The organism is Streptomyces sp. NPDC058683, from assembly GCF_042716195.1.
Lineage (GTDB): Bacteria > Actinomycetota > Actinomycetes > Streptomycetales > Streptomycetaceae > Streptomyces.
In genome coordinates this window covers 235500-248187 of record NZ_JBHXSK010000003.1, presented here as the reverse complement: position 1 = coordinate 248187, position 12688 = coordinate 235500, and the positions used below count along the sequence as shown (strand labels likewise).

General features: G+C 72.5%; 13 protein-coding genes. 3 read left to right on the top strand and 10 right to left on the bottom strand.

The features are described from left to right. Positions 1-98: 98 nt before the first annotated feature. Positions 99-809 (bottom strand): rhomboid family intramembrane serine protease, encoded by a 711-nt coding sequence (locus ACFWXC_RS04915; RefSeq protein WP_384473141.1) that lies wholly within the window; start codon positions 807-809, stop codon positions 99-101. A 94-nt stretch (positions 810-903) separates the two neighbouring features. Continuing rightward, entirely contained in the window at positions 904-1920 is a 1017-nt protein-coding gene (locus ACFWXC_RS04910) for an Lrp/AsnC family transcriptional regulator (protein WP_384473138.1), read from the bottom strand. Between the two features lie 134 nt (positions 1921-2054). On the opposite strand from ACFWXC_RS04910, the gene ACFWXC_RS04905 reads away from it, so the two are divergent. Next, complete coding sequence (locus ACFWXC_RS04905) at positions 2055-3218, top strand: alpha-hydroxy-acid oxidizing protein (RefSeq protein WP_384473135.1); 1164 nt, start codon at positions 2055-2057, stop codon at positions 3216-3218. A gap of 23 nt (positions 3219-3241) precedes the next feature. Here ACFWXC_RS04905 and ACFWXC_RS04900 read toward each other — a convergent pair whose 3' ends face one another. After that, entirely contained in the window at positions 3242-4051 is an 810-nt protein-coding gene (locus tag ACFWXC_RS04900) for an SDR family NAD(P)-dependent oxidoreductase (RefSeq protein ID WP_384473132.1), read from the bottom strand. A 78-nt stretch (positions 4052-4129) separates the two neighbouring features. Between ACFWXC_RS04900 and ACFWXC_RS04895 the strand changes: the two genes are divergently transcribed. Continuing rightward, on the top strand, positions 4130-4693 hold the full coding sequence (locus tag ACFWXC_RS04895; protein WP_384473129.1) for a TetR/AcrR family transcriptional regulator: 564 nt from the start codon (positions 4130-4132) through the stop codon (positions 4691-4693). Between the two features lie 109 nt (positions 4694-4802). Here ACFWXC_RS04895 and ACFWXC_RS04890 read toward each other — a convergent pair whose 3' ends face one another. Beyond that, positions 4803-5744 carry an aminoglycoside phosphotransferase family protein gene (locus tag ACFWXC_RS04890; RefSeq protein WP_384473126.1) on the bottom strand — a complete coding sequence of 314 codons (942 nt, stop codon included), beginning with the start codon at positions 5742-5744 and terminating at the stop codon, positions 4803-4805. Positions 5745-5864: 120 nt separating this feature from the next. Here ACFWXC_RS04890 and ACFWXC_RS04885 point away from each other — a divergent pair, with 120 nt between their 5' ends. Then, positions 5865-6803, top strand: coding sequence for an oxidoreductase (locus ACFWXC_RS04885; protein ID WP_384473123.1), 939 nt, complete (start codon positions 5865-5867; stop codon positions 6801-6803). 21 nt (positions 6804-6824) lie between these two features. On the opposite strand, the gene ACFWXC_RS04880 is transcribed toward ACFWXC_RS04885, so the two are convergent. The 6 genes from ACFWXC_RS04880 to ACFWXC_RS04855 form a co-directional block, all read right to left on the bottom strand. Next, positions 6825-7610: an SDR family NAD(P)-dependent oxidoreductase gene (locus ACFWXC_RS04880; RefSeq protein WP_384473120.1), complete on the bottom strand. Its 786-nt coding sequence runs from the start codon at positions 7608-7610 to the stop codon at positions 6825-6827. Between the two features lie 125 nt (positions 7611-7735). After that, positions 7736-8320 carry a TetR/AcrR family transcriptional regulator gene (locus ACFWXC_RS04875; RefSeq protein ID WP_384473117.1) on the bottom strand — a complete coding sequence of 195 codons (585 nt, stop codon included), beginning with the start codon at positions 8318-8320 and terminating at the stop codon, positions 7736-7738. A gap of 29 nt (positions 8321-8349) precedes the next feature. Next, on the bottom strand, positions 8350-8724 hold the full coding sequence (gene nirD / locus ACFWXC_RS04870; protein WP_384473115.1) for a nitrite reductase small subunit NirD: 375 nt from the start codon (positions 8722-8724) through the stop codon (positions 8350-8352). Beyond that, a complete protein-coding gene (nirB, locus tag ACFWXC_RS04865; protein ID WP_384473111.1) occupies positions 8721-11330 on the bottom strand; it encodes a nitrite reductase large subunit NirB in 2610 nt (869 codons plus the stop codon). The genes nirD and nirB overlap by 4 nt, the downstream gene beginning before the upstream one ends. Continuing rightward, entirely contained in the window at positions 11330-11563 is a 234-nt protein-coding gene (locus ACFWXC_RS04860) for a hypothetical protein (RefSeq protein ID WP_384473108.1), read from the bottom strand. Before ACFWXC_RS04860 ends, nirB begins: the two co-directional genes overlap by 1 nt. Before the next feature lie 341 nt (positions 11564-11904). Then, positions 11905-12528, bottom strand: coding sequence for a class F sortase (locus ACFWXC_RS04855; protein WP_384473105.1), 624 nt, complete (start codon positions 12526-12528; stop codon positions 11905-11907). Positions 12529-12688: the final 160 nt, after the last annotated feature.

Below are 12688 nucleotides of genomic sequence, written 5' to 3'. Positions count from 1 at the left end.
GCTGCTCGACCACCCGGGTCCGCGGGCGCCACGGCGTCCGCGGACCCGCGGCGTTTTCGACTGCTGACAGACGAGCCGCCGTACGAGACGACGTGCCGTCAGAGCAGGCCCAGGTCGCCGAGTTCCTTGTACAGGTCGGAGCGTGGCTGCGAGGCGTCGCCGGTCACCGCTCGGGGGGTCCCCTCGCCGGTGCCGGCCCGCGGGCGCCGGTCCCGGAAGAGCCAGGCGCCCGCCAGACCCCCGAGCAGCCCGCCGAGGTGGCCGAGCCAGCTCACCCCCGGCGTGCCGGGCACGGCCACGGTGAGGAGGTAGGCGAAGGAGGCGCCCATGACGATCCCGACCAGCGTGTCGATCAGGTGCCGGTCGAAGAGCCCGCGTACGACGACGTAACCGAAGTACCCGAAGATCAGGCCGCTGGCGCCGACCGTCGCCACGTCGCCCTTCTCGAAGAACCAGACCACGGCACCGCTGCTCAGCGCGATCAGCAGGGTCAGCCCCAGGAACCGCAGCACCCCGCGGTAGGCGGCGAGGAACCCGAAGACGAACAGCGGGCCGGAGTTGCTCTCGATGTGCGCCCAGCTCCAGTGCAGCAGGGGTGCGACCAGGATGTCGGGCAGCGTGCCGACGTCGCCGGAGACCACGGCGTAGTCCCGGGAGAGGGCGTAGTGGTCGGCGTAGTTGGCGAGTTGCACCAGCCAGACGACGGCGAGCAGCGCGAACATCACGAAGAACGCCTTCCGCGCCTCCGCGATCATCTCCTCGGGACTGCCCGGCACCCCGCCGCCCCGCACTGTCTTCGGCACATCCACGGCAGGCTCCCCCTCGAACGGCTTCCGCGTCCCCACCACGCCGCACTCTACGACAGCCCGCCGACAGCAGCCCCGGGCCGTGCGGGCCCCGCCGTCAGAGCGACGGCTCCGCCCACAGGTCCGCCGGTACGACGCCGGTGGAGCGGCCGTGGGGGTCCAGGAGGCGGCCGAGGAGTTTGTCCTGGCGGAGGGTGACGACCCGGTCGGCGATGTCCAGGGCCGGGTGGGCGGTGGCCAGTTGGGACTCCAGGCGGGGGATGTCGGCGAGGGAGTGGAGGGTGGCCTGGAGGATCAGGTTCTGGGGGCCGCTGATCGCCGCGCAGTTGCGGGTTTCGGGGAGACGGATCAGGGACTGGCCGATGTGCGGGAGGTCGGCGGGCGGGACCTTCGCCCAGAAGGTCACGGAGACCGGCCAGCCGCCGAGGGGGCGGGCGAAGTCGCAGCGGAAGCGGAGGAGGCCCCGGCGGGTGAGGTCTTCGACGCGGCGCTTGGCGGTGGAGAGGCTGACGCCGAGGTGCCGCGCCAGGGTCTGGTAGGAGATGCGGCCGTCGTGGGCGAGGTGGGTGACCAGGGCGCGGTCGATCGGATGGGCCTCGGCAGCGAGGCCGGCGGTGCTGCGGGGCGGCGGCGGGGGTGTCAGCCGGGCCCGTTGGGCGGGGGCCAGGGCCGCGATGCGCCAGTGGCCGCCCTCGGTGAACATGTGGGTGACGATCCGGGACCGTACGGCGGTGATGCCGGGCAGGTGGGGGAGCCGGTCGAGGGTGTAGCGGGACAGGGCCGGCAGGTCGCGGGTGGCGACCGTGGTGAGGAGGTCGTGGCCGGTGGCCGTGCGTTCGATGGTGACCATGTGGGGGTGGGCGCCGAGGGCCTCGGCGACCCGGGCCGTCGCTCCCGGGGCGCAGTCGATCACCACGTACGCCACACAGATCTGTTCGAGGAGGCGTGGGCCGGGGGAGAAGCCGACCCAGGCGGCGCCCTGCTCGGAGAGGCGGTGGAAACGGCGGGCCACGGTGACCGGGTCGACGTCCAGGGCGCGCCCGAGTTCGGTCCAGGAGGCGCGCGGGCGCAGCTGCAGGGCGTTGATCAGCGCCAGTTCGTCCTCGCTCAGCAAGGAGGGGACAGCATCCTGCGTCAGCGCGCCCGCGGTGCGAGAATCCTGCGTTTCGGGGCTGTGCCGCGTCACTCTCCCATTGTGGACCCGAGGACCCGCATCCGGCGGGCGGGGGCGTGAAGGAGGTCTGGATCATGGCTTTCGCCGACTACCAGAACGAGATCTACCTCGACGGGCTGCGCGGGGTGACGCCGCGGTTCCCGATGACGTACGACGAGCTGGAGCCGTTGGCCCAGGCCGCGATGGCTCCCTCGGTGCGGTCGTATGTCGCGGGCGGCGCGGGCGACGAGCGGACCCAGCGGGCCAACGTCGGCGCGTTCGAGGGGTGGGGGCTGGTGCCGCGCATGCTGGTGGGGGCGAGCGAGCGGGACCTGTCCGTCGACCTGTTGGGGATGCGGCTGCCCTCGCCGCTGTTCATGGCGCCGGTCGGGGTGATTGGGCTGTGCGCGCAGGACGGCCACGGTGATCTCGCCGTCGCCCGCGCCGCCGCCCGTACCGGCGTACCGATGGTCGCCTCCACGCTGACCGTCGATCCGCTGGAGCAGGTCGCCGCCGAGTTCGGCGACACCCCGGGCTTCTTCCAGCTCTACACCCCCACCGACCGGGGGCTGGCCGAGAGCCTGGTGCACCGGGCCGAGCAGGCCGGGTTCAAGGGGATCGTGGTCACCCTGGACACCTGGATCACCGGCTGGCGGCCGCGGGACCTGAGCACCAGCAACTTCCCGCAGCTGCGCGGGAACTGCCTGGCCAACTACACCAGCGACCCCGTCTTCCGCGCCCTGCTCGGCGGCCGGAGTCCGCAGGAGGACCCGCAGGGCACGGTCGCCCTGTGGGCGGGCATCTTCGGCAACCCGCTCACCTGGGACGACCTGCCCTGGCTGCGGTCGATCACCGACCTGCCGCTGATCCTCAAGGGCATCTGCCACCCCGAGGACGTCCGCCGGGCCAAGGACGCCGGCGTGGACGGCGTCTACTGCTCCAACCACGGCGGCCGCCAGGCCAACGGCGGTCTGCCCGCCCTCGACGCGCTGCCCGGCGTGGTCGAGGCCGCCGACGGCCTGCCCGTCCTGTTCGACTCCGGGGTGCGGACGGGTGCCGACGTCATCAAGGCCGTGGCGCTCGGCGCGACCGCCGTGGGCGTCGGCCGTCCCTATGCGTACGGTCTTGCGTACGGCGGTGAAGCCGGCCTCGTCCATGTGCTGCGGGCCCTGCTGGCCGAGGCCGACCTGATCATGGCCGTCGACGGGTATCCGACGCTCGCCGATCTGACGCCCGAGACCCTGCGGCGCGTCATCTGACCCGTCGGCCCGGGGAGCGGTCGTCAGTCGGTGGCGGCCGTGACCGACTCCCAGCGGGCGTACTCGTCCAGCAGTTCGGCGAAGTGGCCGCGCACCATCTCCAGGCCGGCGGTGGCCACCGCCAGGTGCACCGGGGGCTCCTCGATGCCGGTGATGTCGGCCACGGCCGCCATGGACCTGGCGAGGTTGCCCCGTACCGCCTGCTTGTCGAACTCGGCCATCATGGCGTAGGAGTCCGCGTAGTCCGGGACGGACCTGGCCGGGAGCCTGGAGCTGGTCCCGAAGTTGGTGTCGAAGCCGGCCGGCTCGACCAGGGTGACGCGGATGCCCAGCGGGCCGAGCTCCTTGGCCATTCCCTCGGTCAGGTTCTGCACGGCGCTCTTGGAGGCGCAGTACACGGCCATGGTGGGCAGGCTGACGTGGCCGCCCATGGAGCCGACGTTGAGGATGTGGCCGGATCCGCGTTCCCGCAGGTGCGGGAGGACGGCCTGGACCACCTGGACGATGCCCACCACGTTGGTCTCGAACTGGTCCCGCACCTGCGCGGGGCTGACCTCCTCGACGGCACCGAGCTGTCCGTAGCCGGCGGCGTTGACGACCGCGTCGAGGGCGCCGAAGCGCTCGACGGTCTCCCGCACGGCCTGCTCGATGCTCGCGGCGACGGTGACGTCGAGGCGCGTGACCAGGACGTTGTCGAGTCCGGCGAAGGCCGGGTTGGCCCTGGCGGGGTCGCGCATGGTCGCGGCGACGTTCCAGCCGCGCGCCGCGTACTCGAAGGTGAGGGCCTCGCCCATGCCGGTCGAAGCGCCGGTGATCAGAACGGTCTTGCTCATGATGTGCTCTCTCGTTCTCGCTCTACTAAACAGAATCTACAAAACATGTATAGCACGCCCAGTCGGTATGGTGTGCATATGACCGTGACCCGAGGGGACATCCAGCGCCGCGAGCAGGTGCTCGCGGCGGCGCTGAGCGTTTTCGCCACGTTCGGCTACCGCAAGACGTCGATGGACGCGGTGGCGCGGGCCGCGGACATCTCCCGCCCCGGCCTGTACTTCCTCTTCTCCGGCAAGGAGGAGCTGTTCCGCGAGACCATGCGGCAGGAGCTGGACCGGGCTCTGGACGACGTCCGTACGGCGCTGGCCACGCCCGGCGCGGATCTCGACGCGCGTCTGGTGGCCGCGCTCGACGCGAACCTGGGCCGGTACGTCGGCACGCACCTCAACGAGGGTGTCGACGATCTGCTGGAGCACAGCACCGCCCAGCTGCACGGCATGTACGACGACCACCGGGACGCCTTCCTCGGCACCCTCGCCGCGGCGATCGCCGACTCCGGCCAGGAGACAGGGGGCGTCACACCCCGCCAGATCGCGGAGGTCCTCCAGGCGGCCGGCGAGGGATGGAAGCACCGGGTCGCGGAGCGGGGAGAGTTCGCGGAGAAACTCCGTATGGCGGTGGCCGTGGTGTTGCGGCCGTAGCGGCCGTGGTGGCTGGAGGAGCTGGGGGGCTGTGCGAGGCGGTGGAGGAGCTGACGGCGACGCTGCCGGGGGGGGCGATGCGCGCGATGTGCTGATGGCGCTCGGGGGATCAGCCTGATGGGACGGTCAGCAGCTCCGCCAACACGTCGGCGAAATGGGTGATGCGGTCCAGCTGGGGGCCGCCGCGTGCGATGCGGAAGCCGTGCCGGCGGCCCCCGAACGACGCCTGCACGGCGTGCAACTGCGCCCAGCGGCCTACGCGTTCGCGGTCGACTTCCGCCGCCTCGGCGAAGACGTCGAGGAGGCGGTGGACCGTCCTCGGCAGATCGTCGGCCCGCATGAGGGACAGCGCACGGGACTTGAGCAGCGTGCCGCCGTCGTACGCCGGGTCTCCCGCGTAGCCCTTCGGGTCGACCGCCAGCCACGGCTCCCGGTCCGCCCGCAGGATGTTCCTCGCGTGCAGGTCGCCGTGGACGAGGGTGTCCGGCTGGTCGTGGCCCAGTTCGCGCGCGGTGGCGACGGCCGCGTCCACCACGCGGGGCGGCAGCGCGTGCGTCAGTTCCGTCGCGTCCCTGCGCAGCTCCGTCTCCCAGGTGCCGGCGCGGTCCCTCAGCCGGGGCAGCCCCGCCGGCGCCGGGACGGCCAGCCGGCGGTTCAGGCGGCCCGCGACGGCCACCACCGTCTCGTCGTCGGACCGGAGCGCCGCCAGCGTCGACATGCGGGCCCGTTCCAGCAGGAGGGCGAAACGGGCGTCGTCCCGCCGGTGCAGGAGGACCGCTCCCCGGCCCTCCCACGCCTCGAACGCGTCCGGCTCGTGGACGTTGCCGGGATGCGGGAAGGACACCTTCAGGACGAGCCGCCCGCCGGTGGGCCGCTGCCGTACCGGCACGATCACTCCGACGCCCCCGTGCGTCACCTCACCGTCCGGTACGCACTCCCAACGCTCCAGCAGGTCCTCGACGATCGCCGGGAGCCCGGCGATCCAGGCCGCCCCGCGCTCACCCTCACGGTCGACCGTGCCGCGCGCCAGCGCCTCCGGAATGCCGATCATCCCGGCACCCTACGCGCCACCGAGCGCTTCGTACGGCGCACGGCCGCGTCCGGTGTCCTGCCGTGCCCCGTCCTCGTAGGCTGGCCGCGACACAGATCCCCACCTGTGGAGGGCGCCCTCATGCGCAGCAGCGGCTGGAGAAGCGGCGACATCCCGGATCTCACCGGCCGCGTCGCCGTCGTCACCGGGGCCAACAGCGGACTCGGGTACGTCACCGCGCGCGAGCTGGCCCGCAAGGGGGCCCGGGTCGTGCTCGCCTGCCGGAGCGAGGCGCGGGGACAGGAGGCCGGGGACCGGATGGCCGCCGAAGTGCCCGACGCGCACATCGAGTTCGGGCGGCTCGACCTCGGGGACCTGGCCTCGGTACGGGACTTCGCCGGTTCGTTCCCGTACCGGCGCCTCGATCTCCTCGTCAACAACGCCGGGGTGATGGCACCGCCGTACGGGACCACCGCGGACGGCTTCGAGACGCAGTTCGGGGTCAATCACCTCGGGCACTTCGCCCTCACCGGGCTGCTCATGCCCGTCCTGCTGGGCACCCCCGCCGCCCGGGTCGTCACCGTCTCCAGCATGATGCACGTCCTCGCCAACATCGACCTCGACGACCTCGACAGCGCCCGCCGCTACCGGCGTTGGGTCGCCTACGGCCGGTCCAAGACCGCCAACCTGCTCTTCGTCCACGAGCTGGCCCGGCGCGTCGACGCCCACGGCGGCGACCTGGTCGCGGCCGCCGCCCATCCCGGGTACGCGTCCACCAACCTGCAGACCGCCGGCCCCCGTGCCGAAGGACGGCGCGGTGCCGAGCGGGTGATGGCGGCCGCCAACGTCGTCTTCGCGCAGTCCGCCGAGGCCGGGGCGCTGCCCACGCTGTACGCGGCCACCGCCCCCGGCGTACGGCCCGACTCCTTCACCGGGCCCTCGATCGCGATGTGGCGCGGCGCCCCGGCCCCCTCCCGGCGCGCACCCTGGACCCGTAACGACACCATGGCGCAACGCCTCTGGGACACCTCGGAGCAACTCACCGGGGTCTCCTACGCCGCCGCCCTGAAGGAGCTCTAGGGAGCCGGCGAGCCCTGAGCGCTACAGCGAGCCGCCGCTGTCCACCACCAGGTCGGTGCCCACCACCGACGCCGCGTCGTCCGAGGCCAGGTACAGCACGGCCGCCGCGATCTCCTGCGTCGAGGAGATTCGGGCCAGGGGGAGCGTGGCCCTCGCCCGTTCCGCACGGTCCCGCTCCGTCTCGCCCGCGCGCAGCGACATCGGCGTGGCCGTCGCCCCCGGGCTCACGACGTTGATCCGGACCCCGTCCCGGATGTGGTCCAGCGCCGCACCCCGGCTCAGCGCCGTCACCGCGGCCTTCGTCGCCGAGTACGCGGCGGCCCCGGCGGTGGTGACGTGGGCACCGAACGTGGAGGATACGTTCACGATCGCGCCGCCGGCCGGCTGGGTGCGCATCCGGCGGATCTCCGCCTGCAGCGCCAGGTGCACGCCGGTGACGTTGACCGACAGCTGCTCGTGCCAGTCGGCCTCCGGAAGGCCGGCCAGCGGGGCCCCGCCCCGGAAGATCCCCGCGTTGTTCACCGCCACGTCCAGCGAGCCGAAGTGCTCGACGGCAGCCGCCACCAGCGCCTCGGCGCCCCCGGCTCGGGAGACGTCGGCCGGCACCGCGAGCGCCTCGCCGCCCCGCTCCTCGATCAGCGCGACCGTCTCCTTGAGGGGCTGCTCACGGCGGCCCGCCACGACGACGCGCGCGCCCTCGGCGGCGAACGCCAGGGCGACGGCCCGGCCGATGCCGCTGCCGGCGCCGGTGACCAGAGCCGTACGACCCGCGAAACGATCCCGGGCAGCAGCCCCGGTAGCAGCCATCAGATGTCTCCCTTTTCTTGAACGCTTTTCTTGAACGCTTTTCTTGGACGATTTCTTGAACGATCGGTTCAATATCAGGACGCGAAGAGCCGCCCCGGCGTGGCAGGGCGCCCGCCGGCCGTCGGTCAGTCCAGCAGTCGCAGCACTTGCTCCGCCGCGTCCCGGACCCGGGCCGGGTCCGTCGACGCCTTGCCCACCACCCGCATGCCCTGGAGCAGCACCAGCAGGGTGCGGGCGAGGGCCGGCGGATCGCGGTCGGCGGGCAGTTCGCCCTGGGCCTGAGCCCGGACCAGGGCCATGTGCAGGCCGGTTTCGACCCGGTCCCAGTCGTGCTCGACGCTGCGCGCGGCGGCGGGGTCGTGCGCAGCGAGTTCGGCCGCCGTGTTGGTGACCAGGCAGCCGCGCAGGCGCAGGTCGTCGGCGGCGGACTCGGCGGCGTACTGCCGTATCAGCGCGCGTACGGCCGGCAGGGCCGGGCCCGGCCGGGACAGGTCGCGCAGGAGGGGCGGGAGGCGGTCCTGCTGGTAGCGCTCCAGCGCCTTCAGGTAGAGGTCGTGCTTGCTGCCGAAGGTCGCGTAGAGGCTGGCCCGCCCGATGCCCAGGTGCGCGACCAGGTCGGCCATGGACGTGGCCTCGTAACCGCGCCGCCAGAACAGCTCCAGGGCGGACTGCAGCGCGACGTCCGGGTCGAACTCCTTGGTCCTGGCCATGGACCGGAGCCTAGGTTTATCCGGAACGATCAGTCAAGTATCGGCGATTCCGGTACGACGGCCCGTACCGCGTAGGCGGCCACCCGCACCCCCTCGTCGTCCAGGCACTGGCCGGTCACCAGGTCGAAGCGCTGCTTGAGCAGGGGCGAGGCGACGAACGGGCGGCCCCGGTGGGTGCCGGTCAGGCCGCGGGAGAGGACCGCCGCGCCGCCGAAGGGGTCGCGGTTGTCGATCGCGTACAGGCGGTCCGCGCGGTCCCGGAAGACGGCGACCTGGCGGCCGTCCGGCAGCAGCGCGGCCACCCCCCGCCCCGGGGTCAGCCGGCTCAGGTCGCAGACCGTGAACCAGCCGTCGTCCAGACGGAGTTGGACCATCAGCTCGGTGGTCTCGGGTGCCAGGGTCATCGCTGGGCGCTTCCTTCCAGGACGTCTTCGGCGGGACGCATGCCGATCGACAGCAGGGTCAGGTCGGGCTTCGTCTGGCCGCGCTCGGGCACGAAGCCGACGACCGGGTCGGGGGTGTCGGGGGCGTTGACGAAGGACACGAACCGGGCAAGCTTGTCGGGGTCGGCGACGGTCGACGCCCACTCGTCGGCGTAGTGGGCGACGTGCGCCGCCATCAGGGACTCCAGCTCCTCGCAGATGCCGAGGGAGTCCTCGACCACCACGTCACGGACATGGTCCAGGCCGCCCGGGATCCGCTCCAGCCAGGTCGACGTGCGCTCCAGGCGGTCCGCCGTCCGGATGTAGAACATCAGGAATCGGTCGATCAGGCGGACCAGTCCGGCGTCGGTCAGGTCCTGGGCGAGCAGGTCCGCGTGGCGCGGAGTGGCGCCGCCGTTGCCGCCCACGTAGAGGTTCCAGCCGTTGGCCGTGGCGATGACACCGAAGTCCTTCGACTGGGCCTCCGCGCACTCGCGGGCGCACCCGGAGACCGCCGACTTGAGCTTGTGCGGCGACCGCAGGCCCCGGTAGCGCAGCTCCAGGTCGATCGCCATCCGGACCGAGTCCTGGACGCCGTAACGGCACCAGGTCTGTCCGACGCACGACTTCACCGTCCGCAGCGACTTGCCGTACGCGTGGCCGGACTCGAAGCCGGCGTCCACCAACCGCGTCCAGATCAGCGGGAGCTGCTCCACCCGCGCGCCGAACATGTCGATCCGCTGACCGCCGGTGATCTTCGTGTAGAGGCCGAAGTCCCGGGCGATCTCACCGATCACGATCAGGCCCTCGGGGGTGATCTCGCCGCCGGGGATGCGCGGGACGACCGAATACGAGCCGTTCTTCTGGAGGTTGGCGAGGAAGTGGTCGTTGCTGTCCTGGAGCGCCGCCTGCTCGCCGTCCAGGACATACCCGCTCACGCCGATCGTCGGAGCGAGCGAGGCGATGACCGACGCCACCGCCGGCTTGCAGACCTCGCAGCCGTCGCCGCCCCGGGCACCCTCCCGGCCGTAACGGTCGAGCAGCTCCCGGTAGGTGCTGATGCGCAGGGCGAGGACGATCTCGTACAGCTCCTCGCGGGTCTGCGCGAAGCAGCCGCACAGCCCCTTGTCGACCTCGACGCCGGACGCCTCCAGCTCGGCCGTGACCAGCTGGCCGAGGACCTTGACGCAACTGCCGCAGCCGGTACCCGCCTTGGTGCACTTCTTCACCTCCGGCACGGTGGTGCAGGAGTGCTCGGTCACCGCGCCGCGGATCGTGCCCTTGCTGACGTTGTGGCAGGAACAGACGACCGCTTCGTCGGGGAGCGCGGACGGGCCGAGCTGGGCGCCGCCGCTCGCACCGGCCGGCAGCACCAGGGACTCCGGGGAGAGGGGCGGCACCGAACCGGTGAGGGCGCGCAGGGTGCCGTACGCGTCGGCGTCGCCGACCAGGATGCCGCCGAGCAGCGTGCCGTCCCGGCCGATGACCAGCTTCTTGTACAGGCCCGAGCGGGCGTCGGAGTAGACGACGTCCAGGCAGCCCTCGGTCGTGCCGTGCGCGTCGCCGAAGGAGGCCACGTCCACGCCGAGCAGCTTGAGCTTGGTGGACAGGTCGGCGCCGGTGAAGGCGGACTCGTCCCGCGCGATGGTGGCCGCGGCCGTCGCCGCCTGCTCGTACCCGGGCGCCACCAGGCCGTACACCCGGCCGTCCGCCGCCAGCGCGCACTCGCCGATCGCGAACACGTGAGGGTCGTCCACCGTACGGCACTGCTCGTCGACGGCGATGCCACCGCGCTCGCCGACCGACAGGCCGCAGTCCCGGGCGAGTTGGTCCCTCGGCCGCACCCCGGCGCTGAACACCACCATGTCGGTGGCGAGTTCGGAGCCGTCGGACAGCCTCATGCCGACGACGGCGCCCGCGTCGTCCGTCACGATCTCCTGGGTGCCCACGCCCGTGTGCACGCTCAGGCCCGTCTCCTCGATGGTGCGCAGCAGGGCCGCGCCGCCGCCCGCGTCCACCTGCACCGGCATCAGCCGGGGCGCGAACTCCACGATGTGCGCGGTGAGTCCGAGCCCCTTCAGCGCGCCCGCCGCCTCGAGTCCGAGCAGACCGCCGCCGACCACGGCCCCCACGGTCGCCCTCGACTTCGCGTACGCCTCGATCGCCAGCAGGTCCTCGATCGTGCGGTAGACGAAGCAGCCCTCGGCGTCCTTGTTGGGGACCGGCGGCACGAACGGGTACGAGCCGGTGGCCAGCACGAGCGTGTCGTAGCCGAAGACCCGGCCGGACCTGGCCGTCACCGTCCGCGCCGCGCGGTCGACCGTCTCCGCGGGGTCGCCGAGACACAGCTCGATGCCGTGGTCGTCGATGAACTCCATGTCGGTCATGGAGAGTTCGTCGGCGGACGTGCCCGTGAAGTACGAGGTGAGGGCGACCCGGTCGTAGGCGGGACGCGGCTCCTCGCACAGCACGACCACGCGGTGCGTGGCGGTCAGACCGCGCTCGGCCAGCGCTTCGAGGAAACGCTGCCCGACCATCCCGTGGCCGACGAGCACGATCGTGGGGGTGGCCCCCGGGGTGGCGGTCATCAGGAGCCTCCATCGTGGGTGAACGCGCCCGGGGCGGCGACGGCGAGCGGTACGACGACGTCGCCGGGGCGTACCTCGGCCTCGCCGGTCGCGCGGCGGTGGTGCGGGTCGCGGGAGTGCCGTTCGCGGGAGCGCGGTTCGCGGGAGCGCGGTTCGCACCCGTCCCGTTCCCGGTCCTCGGGGTGCGCCCCGAGGCCGGCGCCGATCACCACCACACGCGTATGCGACGTCATGCCCAGGAGCGTGCGCGGCGGACGTTACCCGGCCGCATCCCCCCTGTTTCCCGCACGGAACGCTGCCCTCTTCGGGGGCGGGGGTGGGGTGTGAGGGGTCTGGGGCCGGGCCTGCGGACGCTGTGAGGTGGGGAAACGCGGGGGAGCGGGTGGCTCGCCCCGGCGGCCTGTGGGGTGCGCGTCGGTGGCCGACGGGGTGCGCGTCGGTGGCGGACGGCCGGGGGTGCGGACGGGTGTACGGCCTTGGATGGCCGGCCGGGTGTACGGCTTGGGGCGGACGGCCGGGTGTGCGGCCTGGGGTGGGGTGGTCGGCCGGGTGTACGGCCTTGGGCGGCCGTTCGTCAGCGGCTTGCCGTCAGGTGGGCGAAGACGACGACGTTTCCCTGGTAGCCGGTGGCCCGGGAGTAGCCGCCGCCGCAGGTGATCACTCTGAGCTCGGGGCGTCGCGCGGCTCCGTAGACCTTCTCGTCGGGGAAGTCCCGGGCCTGGTACACCTCCACCGCGTCGACCGTGAAGACGGCGACGGCCTTGTCCTGCCGGTCCACCTCGATGGTCGCGCCGCGCTTGAGGGCGCCGAGGTCGTAGAAGACGGCGGGGCCCTCGGTGTTGTCGACGTGACCGGCGACGATCGCGGTCCCGGTCTCGCCGGGTGCGGTGCCCGACTCGTACCAGCCGGCGAGGTTCTTGTTGCCGGCGGGCGGGACGTCGAGGCTGCCGGCGGGGGTGAGGGCGAGGCCGATGAGAGGGGCGTTCACACGGATCGCGGGGATGCGGATGCGGGTGGGCGGGGACGGGGGCAGTGCCGGGGCTTCGAGGCGTTCCTCGCCGGGATCGGGGCGGCCCTCGGCGGCGGACGGCTGGGGTGGCGCGGTGTGCGGGCCGGAGCCGGGGCCGAGCAGCCAGACGCCTGAGCCGAGCGCTATGACGGTTACGGCGGCTATCGCGGTGTCCCCGATCTTGCGCATGCGAACCCCTTTTTCGGAGGCTAGAGCTTCTAACGCGGGGGTGAGGGGTTAGCGGGAGCGCTCCGTTGTAGCGGAGGCGCCACCTCTAACAAAAGTGAGAGGTCTCGCGAAAGTGACAGCCTCTAACAAACCTGACCCCCTACCCCCTCCGGGCCGCGAG

Bases quoted from the DNA above. Each gene is read 5' to 3' on its own strand.
- ACFWXC_RS04905 (WP_384473135.1), top strand. From the start codon at position 2,055: ATGGCTTTCGCCGACTACCAGAACGAGATCTACCTCGACGGGCTGCGC.
- ACFWXC_RS04900 (WP_384473132.1), bottom strand. From the start codon at position 4,051: ATGAGCAAGACCGTTCTGATCACCGGCGCTTCGACCGGCATGGGCGAG.
- ACFWXC_RS04895 (WP_384473129.1), top strand. From the start codon at position 4,130: ATGACCGTGACCCGAGGGGACATCCAGCGCCGCGAGCAGGTGCTCGCG.
- ACFWXC_RS04890 (WP_384473126.1), bottom strand. From the start codon at position 5,744: ATGATCGGCATTCCGGAGGCGCTGGCGCGCGGCACGGTCGACCGTGAG.
- ACFWXC_RS04885 (WP_384473123.1), top strand. From the start codon at position 5,865: ATGCGCAGCAGCGGCTGGAGAAGCGGCGACATCCCGGATCTCACCGGC.
- ACFWXC_RS04880 (WP_384473120.1), bottom strand. From the start codon at position 7,610: ATGGCTGCTACCGGGGCTGCTGCCCGGGATCGTTTCGCGGGTCGTACG.
- ACFWXC_RS04875 (WP_384473117.1), bottom strand. From the start codon at position 8,320: ATGGCCAGGACCAAGGAGTTCGACCCGGACGTCGCGCTGCAGTCCGCC.
- nirD (WP_384473115.1), bottom strand. From the start codon at position 8,724: ATGACCCTGGCACCCGAGACCACCGAGCTGATGGTCCAACTCCGTCTG.
- nirB (WP_384473111.1), bottom strand. From the start codon at position 11,330: ATGACCGCCACCCCGGGGGCCACCCCCACGATCGTGCTCGTCGGCCAC.
- ACFWXC_RS04860 (WP_384473108.1), bottom strand. From the start codon at position 11,563: ATGACGTCGCATACGCGTGTGGTGGTGATCGGCGCCGGCCTCGGGGCG.
- ACFWXC_RS04855 (WP_384473105.1), bottom strand. From the start codon at position 12,528: ATGCGCAAGATCGGGGACACCGCGATAGCCGCCGTAACCGTCATAGCG.